17 protein-coding genes and 2 pseudogenes are annotated in these 16,615 nt (G+C 61.4%); 8 read left to right on the top strand and 11 right to left on the bottom strand.

Translation table 11 applies throughout. From position 1 onward, the window contains the following. Window positions 1-2: 2 nt before the first annotated feature. The 4 genes and pseudogenes from AMK02_RS10660 to AMK02_RS31120 form a co-directional block, all read right to left on the bottom strand. Complete coding sequence (locus AMK02_RS10660) at window positions 3-809, bottom strand: DUF72 domain-containing protein (protein ID WP_064802577.1); 807 nt, start codon at window positions 807-809, stop codon at window positions 3-5. A gap of 23 nt (window positions 810-832) precedes the next feature. Then, a pseudogene (locus tag AMK02_RS32100) lies at window positions 833-949 on the bottom strand (GNAT family N-acetyltransferase); the annotation flags it as partial. 30 nt (window positions 950-979) lie between these two features. Further along, window positions 980-3,901: an excinuclease ABC subunit UvrA gene (gene uvrA / locus AMK02_RS10665; RefSeq protein ID WP_064802578.1), complete on the bottom strand. Its 2,922-nt coding sequence runs from the start codon at window positions 3,899-3,901 to the stop codon at window positions 980-982. A 32-nt stretch (window positions 3,902-3,933) separates the two neighbouring features. Further along, window positions 3,934-4,185, bottom strand: a complete 252-nt coding sequence (locus tag AMK02_RS31120; RefSeq protein ID WP_123876199.1) for a hypothetical protein — start codon at window positions 4,183-4,185, stop codon at window positions 3,934-3,936. On the opposite strand from AMK02_RS31120, the gene AMK02_RS10670 reads away from it, so the two are divergent. Next, on the top strand, window positions 4,184-4,696 hold the full coding sequence (locus AMK02_RS10670; RefSeq protein ID WP_064802580.1) for a single-stranded DNA-binding protein: 513 nt from the start codon (window positions 4,184-4,186) through the stop codon (window positions 4,694-4,696). The two genes, AMK02_RS31120 and AMK02_RS10670, sit on opposite strands and share 2 nt — an antisense overlap. 220 nt (window positions 4,697-4,916) lie before the next feature. Beyond that, window positions 4,917-5,483, top strand: coding sequence for a DUF2569 family protein (locus AMK02_RS10675; RefSeq protein WP_064802581.1), 567 nt, complete (start codon window positions 4,917-4,919; stop codon window positions 5,481-5,483). A gap of 133 nt (window positions 5,484-5,616) precedes the next feature. Here AMK02_RS10675 and AMK02_RS10680 read toward each other — a convergent pair whose 3' ends face one another. Then, window positions 5,617-6,264: a MarC family protein gene (locus tag AMK02_RS10680; RefSeq protein WP_064802583.1), complete on the bottom strand. Its 648-nt coding sequence runs from the start codon at window positions 6,262-6,264 to the stop codon at window positions 5,617-5,619. A gap of 237 nt (window positions 6,265-6,501) precedes the next feature. On the opposite strand from AMK02_RS10680, the gene gyrA reads away from it, so the two are divergent. Continuing rightward, window positions 6,502-9,291 carry a DNA gyrase subunit A gene (gene gyrA / locus AMK02_RS10685; protein WP_064802585.1) on the top strand — a complete coding sequence of 930 codons (2,790 nt, stop codon included), beginning with the start codon at window positions 6,502-6,504 and terminating at the stop codon, window positions 9,289-9,291. Window positions 9,292-9,466: 175 nt separating this feature from the next. Here gyrA and AMK02_RS32465 read toward each other — a convergent pair whose 3' ends face one another. The 3 genes and pseudogenes from AMK02_RS32465 to AMK02_RS10690 form a co-directional block, all read right to left on the bottom strand. Then, on the bottom strand, window positions 9,467-9,601 hold the full coding sequence (locus AMK02_RS32465; RefSeq protein WP_010056528.1) for a hypothetical protein: 135 nt from the start codon (window positions 9,599-9,601) through the stop codon (window positions 9,467-9,469). Window positions 9,602-9,637: 36 nt separating this feature from the next. After that, on the bottom strand, window positions 9,638-9,793 hold the full coding sequence (locus tag AMK02_RS31710) for a hypothetical protein (protein ID WP_003539654.1): 156 nt from the start codon (window positions 9,791-9,793) through the stop codon (window positions 9,638-9,640). Window positions 9,794-9,958: 165 nt separating this feature from the next. Beyond that, a pseudogene (locus tag AMK02_RS10690) lies at window positions 9,959-10,238 on the bottom strand (hypothetical protein). A 90-nt stretch (window positions 10,239-10,328) separates the two neighbouring features. Here AMK02_RS10690 and coaD point away from each other — a divergent pair. The 5 genes from coaD (at window position 10,329) to tgt (ending at window position 14,263) form a co-directional block, all read left to right on the top strand. Further along, complete coding sequence (gene coaD / locus AMK02_RS10695; protein ID WP_064802587.1) at window positions 10,329-10,823, top strand: pantetheine-phosphate adenylyltransferase; 495 nt, start codon at window positions 10,329-10,331, stop codon at window positions 10,821-10,823. A 43-nt stretch (window positions 10,824-10,866) separates the two neighbouring features. After that, entirely contained in the window at window positions 10,867-11,439 is a 573-nt protein-coding gene (locus tag AMK02_RS10700; RefSeq protein ID WP_064802589.1) for a peptidylprolyl isomerase, read from the top strand. 28 nt (window positions 11,440-11,467) lie between these two features. Beyond that, on the top strand, window positions 11,468-11,977 hold the full coding sequence (locus AMK02_RS10705; protein WP_064802591.1) for a peptidylprolyl isomerase: 510 nt from the start codon (window positions 11,468-11,470) through the stop codon (window positions 11,975-11,977). A gap of 72 nt (window positions 11,978-12,049) precedes the next feature. Continuing rightward, window positions 12,050-13,132 carry a tRNA preQ1(34) S-adenosylmethionine ribosyltransferase-isomerase QueA gene (queA, locus tag AMK02_RS10710; protein ID WP_064802593.1) on the top strand — a complete coding sequence of 361 codons (1,083 nt, stop codon included), beginning with the start codon at window positions 12,050-12,052 and terminating at the stop codon, window positions 13,130-13,132. Then, window positions 13,133-14,263, top strand: a complete 1,131-nt coding sequence (gene tgt / locus AMK02_RS10715; RefSeq protein WP_064802595.1) for a tRNA guanosine(34) transglycosylase Tgt — start codon at window positions 13,133-13,135, stop codon at window positions 14,261-14,263. Window positions 14,264-14,282: 19 nt separating this feature from the next. Here the strand turns inward: tgt and AMK02_RS10720 are convergent, their stop codons facing one another. From AMK02_RS10720 to AMK02_RS10730, 3 genes are all read right to left on the bottom strand, one after another. Next, window positions 14,283-14,711: a DUF4864 domain-containing protein gene (locus tag AMK02_RS10720; RefSeq protein ID WP_064802597.1), complete on the bottom strand. Its 429-nt coding sequence runs from the start codon at window positions 14,709-14,711 to the stop codon at window positions 14,283-14,285. A gap of 80 nt (window positions 14,712-14,791) precedes the next feature. Next, a complete protein-coding gene (gene fabF, locus AMK02_RS10725; protein WP_064802599.1) occupies window positions 14,792-16,057 on the bottom strand; it encodes a beta-ketoacyl-ACP synthase II in 1,266 nt (421 codons plus the stop codon). Between the two features lie 13 nt (window positions 16,058-16,070). Then, window positions 16,071-16,577: a winged helix-turn-helix transcriptional regulator gene (locus AMK02_RS10730; protein WP_064802601.1), complete on the bottom strand. Its 507-nt coding sequence runs from the start codon at window positions 16,575-16,577 to the stop codon at window positions 16,071-16,073. Window positions 16,578-16,615: the final 38 nt, after the last annotated feature.

Raw genomic sequence — 16,615 nt, forward strand, 5'->3', positions numbered from 1 at the left:
GCCTATTTCGCCAGCAACTGCTGCAGCGCGATCGCCCCGTGCGGCGCATTGACCTTCCCCTCGTGGATCATGAAGGCGAAGACGTCGCGCGGCTCAGCCTTCACCTGACGATCCCCGTCGATCAGCGGCAGATCGTCCGGAACTTTGCCCTCGGCCCAGGTCTCGAGCCGCTTTGCCCAGGCCTTCAGATCCTTGTCGGGATAGCAGGTCGGAATATCATCCGATCCCTTCTGCAGTCGGGCATAGACGAAATCTGCCGTCACATCGGCGATCATCGGATATTCGAAATGTTCGGCACAAACCGGCGCCACGCCATATCTAGCAAGCAGAGCAACGAATTCCGGCACCTTGAAGGAATCGTGCCGCACCTCCACCACGTGACGGAGCGCCAGTCCGTCCTGCTTTGCCGGCAGCAGCTTCAGGAAGGCTTCGAAATCGTCCGGATCGAATTTCTTTGTCGGCGCGAATTGCCAGAGCAGCGGCCCGAGATGATCGCCGAGCTCGCTTATTCCGGATGTGAGGAAGCGCTCCATCGATTCACCGGCTTCCGCGAGCACCCGCCGATTGGTGACGAACCGCGTTGCCTTCAGCGAAAAGATAAAGCCATCGGGCACATCCGCTGCCCATTTCGCAAAGACCGCAGGCTTTTGCGTGCTGTAATAGGTGCCATTGACCTCGATGACCTTCAACTGACGGCTGGCATAATGCAGCTCGTCCTTCTGTTTCAGATCGGCGGGAAAGAAATGCCCCCGCCAGGGCTCGAAGGTCCAGCCGCCGACGCCGGTGCGGATAGTGCCGGATTTCGTCATGTCGTCCTCCCAGTTCGCGGCAGTCAAGCCGCATGAATCTCTTTCGTCATGTCGATGAGCGTCCATCCTGGCCGATAAGGGTTCGGCCTGCGACCCGTTTTCCGGAACCCGAAGACACTATAGAGCGCGATATTCCGTTTGGAGATCGTCGGGCGACGCCAACCTCATGGTCATTCCGCCGCGACCGCCTTCTTCGCCGGCCGCCGCTCCAGCAACTCCTTCAGGAACTGGCCGGTATAGGAGCGCTTTTCCCTGACGATCGCTTCCGGTGTGCCGGTCGCGACGATCTCGCCGCCGCCATCGCCGCCTTCGGGGCCGAAATCGAGCACCCAGTCCGCTGTCTTGATGACTTCGAGATTGTGCTCGATCACCACGACGGAATTGCCCTGGTTGACGAGCTCGTGCAGCATTTCCAGGAGCTTGGCGACGTCGTGGAAGTGTAGGCCGGTCGTCGGCTCGTCGAGAATGTAGAGCGTGCGTCCGGTCGAACGTTTCGACAGTTCCTTGGCGAGCTTGACGCGCTGCGCTTCGCCGCCCGAGAGCGTATTGGCCTGCTGACCGACCTTGATGTAACCGAGGCCGACATCCTTCAGCGATTGCAGCTTGTCGCGCACGGCGGGGACTGCCGCAAAGAAATCGACGCCTTCCTCCACCGTCATGTCGAGCACGTCGGCGATCGACTTCTGCTTGAAGGTCACGTCGAGCGTCTCGCGGTTATAGCGCTTGCCGTGGCAGACGTCGCAGGTGACGTAGACATCGGGCAGGAAGTGCATCTCGATCTTGATGACGCCGTCGCCCTGGCAGGCTTCGCAGCGTCCGCCCTTGACGTTGAAGGAGAAGCGGCCCGGCTGGTAGCCGCGCGCCTTGGCTTCCGGCAGGCCGGCGAACCAATCGCGGATCGGCGTGAAGGCGCCGGTATAGGTCGCCGGATTCGAGCGTGGCGTGCGGCCGATCGGCGACTGGTCGATATCGATCACCTTGTCGATATGCTCGAAACCGTCGATCCGGTCGTGGTCGGCCGGAATTTCGCGCGCGCCCATGACGCGGCGAGCCGCCGATTTATAGAGCGTCTCGATCAGAAAAGTGGATTTGCCGCCGCCGGAAACCCCGGTCACCGCCGTGAAGACGCCGAGCGGGATCGACGCGGTGACGTTCTTCAGATTGTTGCCGCGTGCGCCGATCACCTTAATTTCGCGGCCCTTCTTCGGCTTACGGCGCTCTTCGGGAACGGGAACGCCGAGTTCGCCGGAGAGATATTTGCCGGTCAGCGACTTCGGATTGTCCATGATGTCCTGCGGCGTGCCATGGGCGATAACCTCACCGCCATGGATGCCGGCGGCCGGACCGATATCCACCACGTCGTCGGCCGTCAGGATCGCATCCTCGTCATGCTCGACGACGATGACGGTGTTGCCGATGTCACGCAGGTGCTTCAGCGTGTCGAGCAGCCGGGCGTTATCGCGCTGATGCAGGCCGATCGACGGCTCGTCGAGCACGTAGAGCACGCCCGTCAGCCCCGAACCGATCTGCGAGGCGAGCCGGATGCGCTGGCTCTCGCCACCCGATAGCGTGCCGGAATTGCGCGAAAGGCTCAGATATTCCAGGCCGACATCGTTCAAAAAGCGCAGGCGGTCGCGGATTTCCTTGAGAATGCGGACGGCGATTTCGTTTTGCTTGGCGTTGAACGTCGCCGGCAGTGCCTCGAACCAGTCGCGCGCGATGCGGATCGACATGCCGGTGACTTCGCCGATATGCAGCTTGTCAATCTTCACCGCCAGCGCTTCCGGCTTCAGGCGGAAGCCGTTGCAGGCCGGGCAGGGGGCGGCCGACATGAAGCGCTCGATATCCTCGCGCGCCCAGGCGGAATCGGTCTCCTTCCAGCGGCGTTCGAGATTGGTGATGATGCCCTCGAAATTCTTGTGCGTCGTATAGGAGCGGGCGCCGTCGGCGTAGTGGAACTCGATCTTGTCGTCGGTGCCGTTGAGAATGACGTCCTTGGCCTCGTCGGACAGGTCGTTCCAGCGGGTGCCGAGCTTGAAGCCGTAATGTTTGCCGAGCGCTTCCAGCGTCTGGTTGTAATAGGGCGAGGTCGACTTGGCCCAGGGCGCGATCGCTCCGTCGCGCAAAGTCCGCTCCGGTTCGGGCACGATCAGGTCGGGGTCGATCTTCTGCTGGGCGCCGAGACCGTCGCAGGTCGGGCAGGCGCCGAAGGGATTGTTGAAGGAGAAGAGCCTGGGTTCGATTTCCGGGATGGTGAAGCCCGAGACCGGGCAGGCGAATTTCTCCGAAAACAGCACGCGCTCATGCGTTTCGTTCAGCGACTTGTTGGCCGAACCGCCGGCCGAGGTCTCTTCCGGCGGCAGCGGCTTGTCGGCGAATTCGGCGATCGCCAGCCCGTCGGCGAGCTTCAGGCAGGTTTCAAGGCTGTCGGCCAGGCGTGCCGAGACATCCGGGCGCACGACGATACGGTCGACCACCACGTCGATGTCGTGCTTGTATTTCTTGTCGAGAACAGGCGCCTCGGCGATCTCGTAGAACTGGCCATCGACCTTGACGCGCTGGAAGCCCTTCTTCATCAGCTCCGCCAGTTCCTTCTTGTATTCGCCCTTGCGGCCGCGCACGAGCGGCGCGAGAATATAGAGACGAGTACCCTCGCCGAAAGCGAGGATGCGGTCGACCATCTGGCTGACGGTCTGGCTCTCGATCGGCAGGCCTGTCGCCGGCGAATAGGGAACGCCGACGCGGGCAAAGAGCAGGCGCATGTAATCGTAGATCTCGGTGACCGTGCCGACCGTCGAGCGCGGGTTGCGCGAGGTGGTCTTCTGCTCGATCGAAATGGCAGGCGACAGCCCGTCGATCTGGTCGACATCGGGCTTCTGCATCATTTCCAGGAATTGCCGGGCATAGGCCGACAGGCTTTCGACATAACGCCGCTGGCCCTCGGCATAGATGGTGTCGAACGCGAGCGAGGATTTGCCGGATCCCGAAAGCCCGGTCATGACGATCAGCTTGTTGCGCGGCAGATCGAGATCGATGCTCTTCAGATTGTGCTCGCGCGCGCCGCGGATGGAGATCGTCTTCAGTTCGCTCATCGTCTCTGCTTTGGTTTTCTGGATAACAGCCCTTATTTAGTGATGCCGACGGGCGAGTCGAGGCTGAATATCCTGGATGGCTCAAGGTTTTCGATTCTGTTGACAGGATCATACGGATAAACTAGAACAAATAAAGAACAAAATTCCTGATGAATGCATGCGGCTTTCTGATGGATAAACATGTGGATGAACGACCGTTTACGCGCATTGGCGGTCCGCGATGGTTTAAGGTGCGCCGATCGATCAACGCCGCCGGGCAGGGCGGCAGGCAGGGTGAAAAGCATGGCTGGTAGCGTGAACAAGGTAATTCTGGTTGGAAACGTGGGTGCAGACCCTGAAATCCGCCGCACTCAGGATGGCCGGCCGATCGCCAACCTCCGCATCGCGACCTCGGAAACCTGGCGCGACCGCAATTCCGGCGAACGCCGCGAAAAGACCGAGTGGCATACTGTCGTCGTCTTCAACGAAGGCCTCTGCAAGGTCGTCGAGCAATATGTGAAGAAGGGCGCCAAGCTCTATATCGAAGGCCAGTTGCAGACCCGCAAATGGCAGGATCAGCAGGGCCAGGACCGCTACTCGACGGAGGTCGTGCTGCAGGGCTTCAATTCGACGTTGACGATGCTCGACGGCCGCGGCGATGGCGGCGGCGCGAGCTCCGGCTTCGGCGGTGGCCGTGGCGGCAGCAGCAACAACGATTACGGCGATGACTACGGCGCCCCGGCTCCTTCATCATCGCCGAGCCGCGGCGGCGGCGGCAACTTCTCGCGCGATCTCGACGACGACATCCCGTTCTAAAGAGAATTGTGCGAACCCCGGCGGATCAGCATTGGAAGAACGGATTGAAATTGTCCGACTTCCTTGCTCGGGCTCGGTCGGCGAGACGCCAAGTGGTCTTTTGCGAGATTGGTTCCAGATGCTCCGCGAATAAAAGCGGGTGATCGGGCAGAACTGGTGTCGGGGATGAACGGAACCGCCTTATGCAGGTGGAGATTTCAGGCTTTCGGGGGATTTGCTGATGGGATCGTTTTCTATTTGGCATTGGTTGATTGTTTTTCTATTTTTCGGAGTGCCAATTTACTTTGCTGTTAGATCAGCCAGGAGAACAACAGACCCAGTCAACGGCCCGTCGGGTTTCGGTGGGTGGCTTCTGCTTTTAGCAATAGCAGAGGTCGTAGGACTACTTAAAACACTGGGAGCTGTTGCGAAGTCGATAGAAAATTATGCTGAATATGATGGTGGCGGAGGAGGCCAACTGGTGTTTATTGGCGAGGCCGCCTTGAACTTTGCGCTTATGGCGCTTCAAGTAGTGGTAGTCTGGTTTATGTTTAAAAAGGACAGAATATTTCCGAAGTTGTTCTTCTATCAGTGGATAGCTATCCCAGTCGCCCTCGTACTCGATATTGCCTTCGTTTCCACCGCCCTAGGTATCGGTGTTAATCAACTTCTGACAGCCGAGATTGTTGCCCCGAGCGTATTTGCGACTATCATCACCGGCCTGTGGGTGTGGTACGTGTCCAAATCGGTAAGGGTTCGGAACACATTTATCCAGCAAGTCCGCACTCGGAGCGAGATATTTTCGTAGAAAGCGACGATTTGATCCTCCCATTCAGTCTATACGCGCGTTCTGATTTTCCGTTCTGACCGGTGGACCTCCGTGGTAGTACTTCGGAGCAGGAGGTTCGAAGACGGCGTCAATGCTCTCGTTGATTATCCGATCAATGCGGCGTCGCGCTGATCAGATTGAGCGCCGCCTTCGCACCGTCGACGACGAACTGCACTGCAAGGGCGGCGAGGATGACCCCGAGCAGCCGCGTCAGGATCGCCCGGCCAGTGACGCCGAGGAAGCGGTCGAGCCTTTCGGCGATCAGTAGCATCAGGAAAGTCAGCAGCAGGTTGGCGGCGATGACGGCGATCAGCTGCGCTTTTTCGACCGAGGACGGCAGTGTGCCGGCAAGCAGAATCGTCGCCGAGATCGCGCCCGGGCCTGCGATCAGCGGCAAGGCGAGGGGAAAGACGGCGACATTCTCGATATGATCCTTGGTGACCGCAGCCTCCGAGGCCTTCTCCTTGCGCTCCTGGCGCCGCTCGAACACCATCTCGAAGGCGATCCAGAAGAGCAGCAGGCCGCCGGCGATGCGGAAGGCGCCGATCGAAATGCCGAGCACGCCGAGCACGCCGGCCCCGAACAGCGCGAAGACCGCGAGGATGATGAAGGCGATGGTCGAGCCGCGCAGCGCCACCTGCGTACGCTGGGCTCTGCTCATGCCGGTGGTCAGCCCCAGGAAGATGGGTGCGAGCCCCGGCGGATCGATGGTGACGAGAAGCGTCGTGAAGGCGTTGATCAATTGGTCGGCGCTTGCCATCGTCTCTCCGAAAGCCCATATGGGTGCGTGATTTTCTGCGATTGTGAAGCGGGGATTTGGATTTGGCAAATATGCCGCGGCGGCCCGCGGCGGATTTGTCCGGTCCGGCCGCACAAGTCCTGTGCTTTACCCTTTTTCGGCCGCAAAAGCCTGTTCAAAACGCGCTCGGAAATTGGCGTGGGAACAGGCTTTCCGCTATAAATCTTCAAGTGATTCTAGAAGAGATCGTGATCTGTTTTGACTGAGCAAACACCCCCCGGCGGCGGGAAGCTCCCGCCAGGCATCGAGCCCATCTCCATCATGGAGGAAATGCAGCGGTCGTATCTCGATTACGCCATGAGCGTCATCGTCAGCCGCGCGCTGCCCGACGTGCGCGACGGCCTGAAGCCCGTGCACCGGCGCATCCTCTACGGCATGTCCGAGCTCGGCATCGACTGGAACAAGAAATACGTCAAATGCGCCCGTGTCACCGGCGACGTGATGGGTAAATACCATCCGCACGGCAACGCCGCGATTTATGACGCGCTCGCCCGCATGGCGCAGCCCTGGTCGCTGCGCCTGCCGCTGATCGACGGTCAGGGCAATTTCGGCTCGGTCGACGGCGATCCGCCGGCGGCCGAACGATACACCGAATGCCGCCTGGAAAAGGCTGCCCATTCGCTGCTCGACGATCTCGACAAGGAAACCGTCGACTTCCGCGACAACTATGACGGCACGCTGTCCGAGCCGGTCGTGGTTCCCGCCAAATTCCCGAACCTGCTCGTCAACGGCGCCGGCGGTATCGCCGTCGGCATGGCGACCAACATTCCGCCGCACAACCTGTCGGAAGTTATCGACGGCTGCATTGCGCTGATCAACGATCCGGCGATCGAGCTGCCGGAACTGATGCAGATCATTCCCGGCCCTGACTTCCCCACAGGCGCCAAGATCCTCGGCCGTGCCGGCATCCGCTCGGCCTACGAGACCGGCCGCGGCTCCGTCATCATGCGCGGCGTCGCCACCATCGAGCCGATGCGTGGCGACCGCGAGCAGATCATCATCACCGAAATTCCCTATCAGGTGAACAAGGCGACGATGATCGAGAAGATGGCCGAGTTGGTGCGTGAAAAGCGCATCGAAGGCATCTCCGATCTGCGCGACGAATCCGACCGCCAGGGCTATCGCGTCGTCATCGAATTGAAGCGCGATGCCAATGCCGAGGTCATCCTCAATCAGCTTTACCGCTACACGCCGCTGCAGACCTCCTTCGGCTGCAATATGGTGGCGCTGAACGGCGGCAAGCCGGAGCAGTTGACGCTACTCGACATGCTGCGCGCCTTCGTCTCCTTCCGCGAAGAAGTCGTTAGCCGGAGAACGAAATTTCTGCTTCGCAAGGCGCGCGAGCGCGCCCACGTCTTGGTTGGTCTCGCCATCGCCGTCGCCAATATCGACGAAGTCATTCGCGTCATTCGTCAGGCGCCGGATCCGCAGTCGGCCCGCGAAGAGCTGATGACGCGCCGCTGGCCGGCCGAAGATGTCGAAAGCCTGATCCGTCTGATCGACGATCCGCGCCACCGCATCAACGACGATCTCACCTACAACCTCTCGGAAGAGCAGGCGCGCGCTATTCTCGAGCTGCGCCTTGCCCGCCTGACTGCACTCGGTCGTGACGAAATCGGTGATGAGCTCAATAAGATAGGCGAGGAAATCCGGGATTATCTCGATATTCTTTCCTCGCGTGTCCGCATCCAGACCATCGTCAAGGACGAGCTTTCCGCCGTCCGCGACGAGTTCGGCACGCCACGCCGCACCGAGATCGTCGATGGCGGCCTGGAGATGGACGACGAGGATCTGATCGCCCGCGAAGACATGGTGGTCACCGTCTCGCATCTCGGCTACATCAAGCGCGTGCCGCTGACCACCTACCGCGCCCAGCGCCGCGGCGGTAAGGGCCGCTCCGGCATGACGACCCGCGATGAGGATTTCGTTAGCCGGCTATTCGTGGTCAATACCCATACGCCGGTCCTGTTCTTCTCCTCCCGCGGCATCGTCTATAAGGAGAAGGTCTGGCGTCTGCCGATCGGCACGCCGACCTCGCGCGGCAAAGCGCTGATCAACATGCTGCCGCTCGAACCCGGCGAACGCATCACCACCATCCTGCCCTTGCCCGAGGACGAGGCGAGCTGGGACAATCTCGACGTCATGTTCTCGACAACGCGCGGTACGGTTCGCCGCAACAAGCTGTCGGACTTCGTCCAGGTCAACCGCAACGGCAAGATCGCCATGAAGCTGGAGGAGGAGGGCGACGAAATCCTCTCCGTCGAGACATGCACCGAGCGGGACGACGTTCTCCTGACCACGGCGCTCGGCCAGTGCATCCGCTTCTCCGTCGACGACGTCCGCGTCTTTGCCGGCCGCAACTCGATCGGCGTGCGCGGCATCAATCTCGGCGAGGGCGACCGCATCATCTCGATGACGATCGTCGGCCATGTCGATGCGGAGCCGTGGGAACGGGCCGCCTATCTCAAGCGTTCCGCCGCCGAGCGTCGCGCGACGGGCGTCGATGAAGAGGATATCGCGCTTGTCGGCGAGGAAGTCACCGAGGAGGGACAGCTCTCCGACGAACGCTACGAAGAGCTGAAGGCACGCGAGCAGTTCGTGCTCACCGTCTCCGAAAAGGGCTTCGGCAAGCGTTCGTCTTCCTACGACTTCCGCATCTCCGGCCGTGGCGGCAAGGGCATCCGCGCCACCGACACGTCGAAGACCGGCGAGATCGGCGAACTCGTTGCAGCCTTCCCAGTCGATGACGGCGACCAGATCATGCTCGTCTCCGATGGCGGCCAGTTGATCCGCGTACCGGTCGGCGGCATCCGCATCGCCAGCCGCGCCACCAAGGGCGTCACCATCTTCTCCACGGCCAAGGACGAGAAGGTCGTTTCGGTCGAGCGCATCAGCGAGCCGGAGGAGGATGAGACGGAAGGGACCGTCGAAGGCGCCGATGAGACGCCTGTCGCCGATGGCGATCCGGGCGGTGCTGCCGAAGAATGATCGAATGAACGGGGCGGCTTCCAGCCGCCCTTTTCTGTTAGGGCCTTGCTTGCAGGCTGAAGCATTCAGTTGGCTCACTCACTGCCCAAGAAAAAAGCCGGACGCTGTTTGCATCCGGCTTTGAAAGGCCCAGGCGGCGAATGGTGCCGCTCATGGGAGGGGAAGAGAGGAAATGTCAGAACGCGCTATGCTTTTCGTTCAGCGCCTTCACCTCTTCGCCTTCGCGCCGCAGCGCTGATATCGTCGAGGCCACAGACACGATGAACATGACGCTGATGAGGGCGGTGAGCACTGTCAAGATCGTGAACATAGGCATTCCTTTCCCGGGGAGTTGCGTACTCGCTCCTCAGTACTGGCCCAGTACGGCCGTGCGAGCCGAAGCATAGGGACCATAAACCTTGGAGGTATCGACCTTCTGATCGTAAAGAGCGACAGTTGCGGTGAGCATGCCCGTGACCATGACCATCCAGAGCACGTTAATCATCGTAATCTTGCCGGGCATTTTTGGTCCTTCCTGCCGCGCTTTGACGCATTTCTGTGTCGGTTAAGTGAACGCATCCGTTTAAAAATGGTTCCGCCGGATGTTGAGCGGGTGTTTACCAATGGCGATCTGAAGCCTCCTTGAATGTCTCGTTCATCTGGCGTTCAGATTCGAAGTCCGTTTTTCCTAGCGCAGTCGGTCTTCATTTCCGCGCAGCGGCCTTTGGGCGCGCACGATCGCCGCATGTTCGGCAAGCTCCGGCCGCACCCAGCTCACCTCGTAGCGATCGGCGAAGTGGCCATAGGCTATCTCGGCGGCGAGGGAGAGAACAGTGGCGAGTGCAACGAGCACGATCAGCATGGATTTCGGTCTTTCGGGGAGCGCCGGCTGCCGGAATGGCATCGGCTGGGTTGATGATCCGAGTTAAACAGATCCCCTCTGAAACGGCCTTGAATGGCATGTTCATCCGCTGTTCAGCCGTGCGCCACGGCCGGGTAAATCACTTGCGACAAGTCCGCATCCGTGACAAAAGGCGTCAAACGAATGGCCGGGCCAGATGACGACAGCTTTTTATCCTGGGTCCTTCGACCCGATCACCAACGGACATGTGGATGTTCTGGTCCAGGCGCTGAACGTCGCCGAAAAAGTCATCGTCGCGATCGGCATCCATCCCGGCAAGGCGCCGCTCTTTTCGTTCGAAGAGAGAGCCGAGCTGATCCGCCTGTCGCTGGCCGAAGCCTTGCCCGGCAAGACCAGCGACATCACGGTCGTCGCCTTCGACAATCTGGTCGTTGATGCCGCCCGCGCCCATGGCGCCACCCTTCTGATTCGCGGCCTTCGCGATGGCACGGATCTCGACTACGAAATGCAGATGGCCGGCATGAACCGAACGATGGCGCCCGACATCCAGACCATCTTTTTGCCGGCCGGCACGGCGTCGCGGCCCATTACCGCCACATTGGTCCGCCAGATCGCCGCCATGGGCGGCGATGTCAGCGCTTTCGTCCCGGCCGCCGTCCTGCAAGCCCTCACATCCAAGCGCCCAAACTAGCAAGCGCAAAAGCCTAGGCGGATAACGCCGCAACGGAGCTCACATGAAACTCTTCTATCTCGCATTTGCCGGCGTGCTGTATCTCGCCTCCTTCGCGGGGGATGCGTTGGCCCAGTCGGCCGATCATTATCTCACCGTTCAGCTGAAGAACGGCCCGGTGGTGATCCAGCTGATGCCGGATGTAGCGCCGAAACATGTCGCCCAGATCGAGGCGCTTGCCAAGAAGGGCGAATATGACAACGTCGCCTTCCACCGCGTCATCGACGGCTTCATGGCCCAGACCGGCGACGTCAAATACGGCAACATGGAGAAGGGCTTCGATGCGAGCCTCGCCGGCACCGGCTCCTCCGACATGCCCGACATCCCGGCTGAATTCTCCAAGACACCGTTCGTGCGCGGCACCGTCGGCATGGCCCGCTCGCAGGATCCGAATTCCGCCAACTCGCAGTTCTTCATCATGTTCGCCGATGGTTCCTTCCTGAACGGTCAGTACACCGTCGTCGGCAAGGTCGTTTCCGGCATGGAGAATGTCGACAAGATCAAGCGCGGCGAAGGCCGGAACGGGGAAGTCAAAAATCCCGACCGGATGATCAAGGTCACCCTGGGCAAGAAGTAAATTACGAGAGAAACAAGAGGAGAAGACAATGGCCGAGATCAAGGATCCCGAAAACACCATCATTCTGGAAACCACGAAGGGCAAGGTTGTCATTCAGCTTCTGCCGCAGGTCGCCCCGGAGCACGTCGCCCGCATCAAGGAACTCGCCCGCGAGAAGGCCTATGACGGCGTCGTCTTCCATCGCGTCATTCAGGATTTCATGGCCCAGACGGGTGATGTCGAATATGGCAAGAAGGGTTCTGAAACCTTCAATCCCGGCCGCGCGGGCATGGGCGGCTCCGCCAAGCCGGACCTGAAGGCGGAATTCTCCGCCACCTCGCATGTTCGCGGCACTTGCTCGATGGCCCGTTCGCAGAACCCGAACTCGGCCAACTCGCAGTTCTTCATCTGCTTCACCGACGCACCGTGGCTGAACAAGCAGTATTCCGTCTGGGGTCAGGTGATCGAAGGCATGGACAATGTCGACAAGATCAAGCGCGGCGAGCCTGTCTCCGATCCGGACTCGATCGTCTCCATGCGGGTTGCCGCCGACGTCTGATTGTGATTTCTGCTGAAACCCGCCCTTGCGCGAGAGCGCGGGGCGGGTTTCGCTTTGCCTGAAAGTGCACTTATGCGCGTAGACCTTTTTGATTTCGATCTGCCCGAGGAGCGCATCGCCTTGCGGCCCGCCGAGCCGCGTGACAGCGCGCGGCTGCTCGTCGTGAATGCAAATGCGGCAAGCACCCTCTCGGATCATCGCGTTTCCGATCTGCCGTCGTTCCTGCGCGCCGGCGACGCGCTTGTCTTCAACGATACGAAAGTCATTCCCGCCCAGCTCGAGGGCATCCGCCATCGCGACGGCGCCGGCGGGCAGCAGGTCTCGGCAACGCTGCACATGCGCGTCGGTCCGAGCCGCTGGAAGGCCTTCGCCAAACCGGGCAAGCGCGTTAAGGAAGGCGACCGCATCGCCTTTGGCCACAGCGGCGAAAGCTGCATGATCGGCTCGCTCGATGCGACCGTGGAGGAAAAGGGCGAAGCCGGCGAAGTGACGCTCGCCTTCGATCTTTCCGGTCCGGTGCTCGACGAGGCGATCGCCGCCGTCGGCCATATTCCCCTGCCGCCCTATATCGCCGCCAAGCGCCCCGATGATGATCGCGACCGCGTCGATTACCAGACGATCTATGCCCGCGAGGAGGGCGCCGTTGCAGCCCCCACCGCCGGCCTGCATTTCACGCCTGGCCTGTTCGAAGCACTCGACAGGGCCGGCATCGAACGTCATTTCGTTACGCTGCATGTCGGCGCCGGCACCTTTCTGCCCGTCAAGACCGATGATACCGACGATCACAAGATGCATCTCGAAAGCGGTTATGTCAGCGCAGAAACCGCTGCCCGGCTGAACGCGGTAAAGCAAAGAGGCGGGCGCATCATCTGTGTCGGCACCACCTCGTTGCGGCTGATCGAGAGTGCCGCCGAGGAGAGTGGAGAGATCAAGCCCTGGGCCGGGGCCACGGGCATCTTCATCACGCCCGGTTACCGCTTCAAGGCGGTCGACATGCTGATGACCAATTTCCACCTGCCGCGCTCGACGCTGTTCATGCTCGTCTCGGCCTTCGCCGGCTTCGAAACCATGCACGCGGCCTATGAATACGCCATTTCCACGGGCTACCGCTTCTACTCCTACGGCGACGCGAGCCTTCTTTTCCGGAAAGACTAGATGACAGAGAACTTCCAATTCACGCTCGAGAAGAGCGATGCCGGCGCCCGTCTCGGTGAGATTTCCATGCCGCGCGGCACGATCCGCACGCCGGCTTTCATGCCGGTCGGCACGGTCGGAACCGTCAAGGCCATGTATCTCGACCAGGTGCGCGAAACCGGCGCCGACATCATCCTCGGCAACACCTACCATCTGATGCTGCGCCCGACCGCCGAGCGCGTCGCCCGGCTTGGCGGCCTGCACAAGCTCATCCGCTGGGAACATCCGATCCTGACCGATTCCGGCGGTTTCCAGGTCATGTCGCTCGCCGGCCTGCGCAAGCTCGACGAGCAGGGCGTCACCTTCAAGTCGCATGTCGACGGCAGCCTGCATCACATGTCGCCGGAGCGCTCCATCGAAATCCAGGGACTGCTCGGCTCCGATATCCAGATGCAGCTCGACGAATGCGTGGCGCTGCCGGCCGAGCCCAAGGAGATCGAGCGCGCCATGGAAATGTCGCTCCGCTGGGCCGAGCGCTGCAAGGTGGCCTTCGGCGACCAACCTGGCAAGGCCATGTTCGGCATCGTCCAGGGCGGCGATATCCCGGCGCTGCGCATCCGTTCGGCCGAGGCGTTGACAAAGCTCGATCTCAAGGGCTACGCCGTCGGCGGTCTTGCGGTCGGCGAGCCGCAGGACGTGATGCTGAATATGCTGAAAGAGACGCTTCCGGTCCTGCCCGTTGAAAAGCCGCGTTACCTCATGGGCGTCGGCACGCCCGACGATATCCTCAAATCCGTCGCCCGCGGCATCGATATGTTCGACTGCGTCATGCCGACCCGCTCCGGCCGCCATGGCCTGGCCTTCACCCGCCGCGGCAAAGTGAATATCCGCAATGCCCGCCATGCCGAGGATATGCGCCCGCTCGACGAACAGTCGAACTGCCCGGCCTCGCGCGATTATTCGCGCGCCTATCTCCATCATCTCGTCCGCGCCAACGAAGCCCTCGGCGGCATGCTGCTCTCCTGGCACAATCTCGCTTATTACCAGGAACTGATGCAGGGCATCCGCAAGGCGATCTCCGAGGGCCGCTTCGCCGATTTCATGGCGGAAACGATGGAGGAATGGTCGAGGGGTGATCTCGACCCCGTTTGATCGGCCGAACGCAGTTTGATCAGATTCCCTTGCTGTCCGCATCCGGCATGATCTGCACGCCGTTGATCCGGTAGCTGCCGTCGGGCTGGCGCGTGACCTGGTAGATCGCCGTCCAGTCCTTGCCGTCGCGGCCCGAAATCAGCACCTCGTGATAGATCAGCGCGCCGTTGTCGATCGAGCGGCTGCGGCCGAAGGCGTAGTTGCCGGGATGATAGACCGGTTCGTAGCTCTTCTTCACCATGGCGAAGAACAGGTTCTTGTCGGGGTACATCGCCTTGATGCCGGGAGCGGCGAAGGAATAGGCGGTCTCGGCATCGTCCTTGAGGAAGGCTTTGATCTGTTCCTCGATCATCGTCCGCGTCGCGTCGATCGGATCTTCGGCGCGGGCCGAGACGGTGGAGAGGAGGGACGCGGCACACAGAAAGACAACTGCGAAGAAGGCGCGCATGGGTTTGTCTCCAGCTCTATCGGGGAATGATCCACGACAGAGAGGAAGTGTAGGCCATTTCCAGCGCAAGGAAAGCGGACTTATGACCAGCGTCGAAAGAGGGCGCTGGCATTCACCCCGCCGAAGCCGAAACCGTTGGTGATCGCATAGTCCATTGCCACGGAGCGCGCCGTCTTGCCGACGATATCGATGCCGTCGGCATCAGGATCGACCTTTTCCAGGTTGCGGGTCGGCGGCGCGATCTGGTCGCGCAGCGCCAAAATGGTGAAGATCGCCTCCAGCCCGCCGGCGGCCCCGAGCAGATGGCCGGTCGCCGATTTCGTCGCGCTGACGGCAATGCCGCCATCCCGCCCGAAGACGGTGCCGATCGCCGCGATCTCGCCTTTGTCACCGACCGGTGTCGAGGTGGCGTGCGCGTTCAGGTGTTTGACCTCGGACGCCGGGATCTTGGCCTGCCGGAGCGCTGCCTCGATCGCCCGGCGCGCGCCGTCGCCATCTTCGGGGCCTGAGGTCATGTGGTAGGCATCCGCTGCCGTGCCGTAGCCGACGAGTTCGGCAAGCGGCGTCGCGCCGCGGGCAAGCGCATGCTCCAGCGTCTCGATCACCAGGATGCCGGCGCCTTCGCCCATGACGAAACCGTCACGGGCCGTGTCGAAGGGGCGCGAGGCGAGTTCCGGCGTCTCGTTGAAGCCGGTGGAAAGGGCGCGCGCAGCGGCAAAGCCACCAAGGCTCACCTTGTCGATACAGGCCTCGGCGCCGCCGCAGATCACCACATCAGCCTCGCCGGAGCGGATCAGCCGTGCAGCATCGCCGATCGCCTGGACGCTGGCAGCGCAGGCCGTCACCGGCGCGCCGAGTGGCCCCTTGAAGCCGTAGCGGATGCTGACCTGGCCGGCGGCGAGATTGACGAGGAAGGAAGGCACGGTGAAGGGCGAGAGCCGCCGCACGCCGCGCGTCTCGCCGATCCGCACCGCTTCGGCGATCGCCGGAAAGCCGCCGACGCCGGAGGCGATGATCGTTGCAGTGCGTTCGCGCTCACCTTCGTCGGTTGGCATCCAGCCGGCCTGCTTAACCGCTTCTTCCGTCGCTGCCATGGCGAAATGGATGAAGCGGTCCATCTTCTTCTGGTCCTTGGGTGTGATGTAGCGGTCGGGGTCGAAGCCCGCCTCAACATCCTCGGCGATGCCGGGAACGATGCCGCCGGCCTTGGCCGAGAGTTCGCCGACGACATCCTCGTGCAGTACTCTCAGACCTGAAGCGCCGCCGACAAGGCGTTTCCAGGCGGGTTCGACGCCGGTGCCAAGTGGCGAGACAAGTCCCATGCCGGTGACAACAATGCGATCCATGATATTTTCCTCTCTATGCGTCGATGCCGAGATACCAGGCGCGCATGCGGGCGATCCGCGCACGCACCTCGTCATCGGCTGCAGGGCCCGCAAGCAGGCCGGTGTTTTCGGGTGTCACTTGTTCGCCGGTCCGCGCATCGACCAGCATGGTCTCGCGCGCTCTGCCGGAGGCGGCATCGCTGAGAAGAAAGGCGAGATCCTCTTCCGGAATATGGCGGCTTCCCCAGGAAAACAGCGCCATCAGCACCGGAAAGAAATCACGGCCCTTCTCGGTCAGCAGATATTCGTAGCGGGCAGGGCGCTGCTGGTATAGCCGTCGTTCGAACAGCCCCTGATCCGTCAGGTGTTTGAGCCGCCGCGTCAGGATGTTCGGCGCCACGCCGAGGCTTTTCTGGAATTCATCGAAGCGCGACAGCCCCTGGAAGGCATCACGCACTATCAGAATGCTCCACCAGTCGCCGACGCTGTCGAGCGCGCGCGCCGCCGGGCATTTGAATTGACTGAAGCTAGTCCGTTGCATGATGATAGTCACTACAGCAGTAGCTATCATCATGCAAG

It is taken from the genome of Rhizobium sp. N731, from assembly GCF_001664145.1.
Classification (GTDB): domain Bacteria; phylum Pseudomonadota; class Alphaproteobacteria; order Rhizobiales; family Rhizobiaceae; genus Rhizobium; species Rhizobium esperanzae.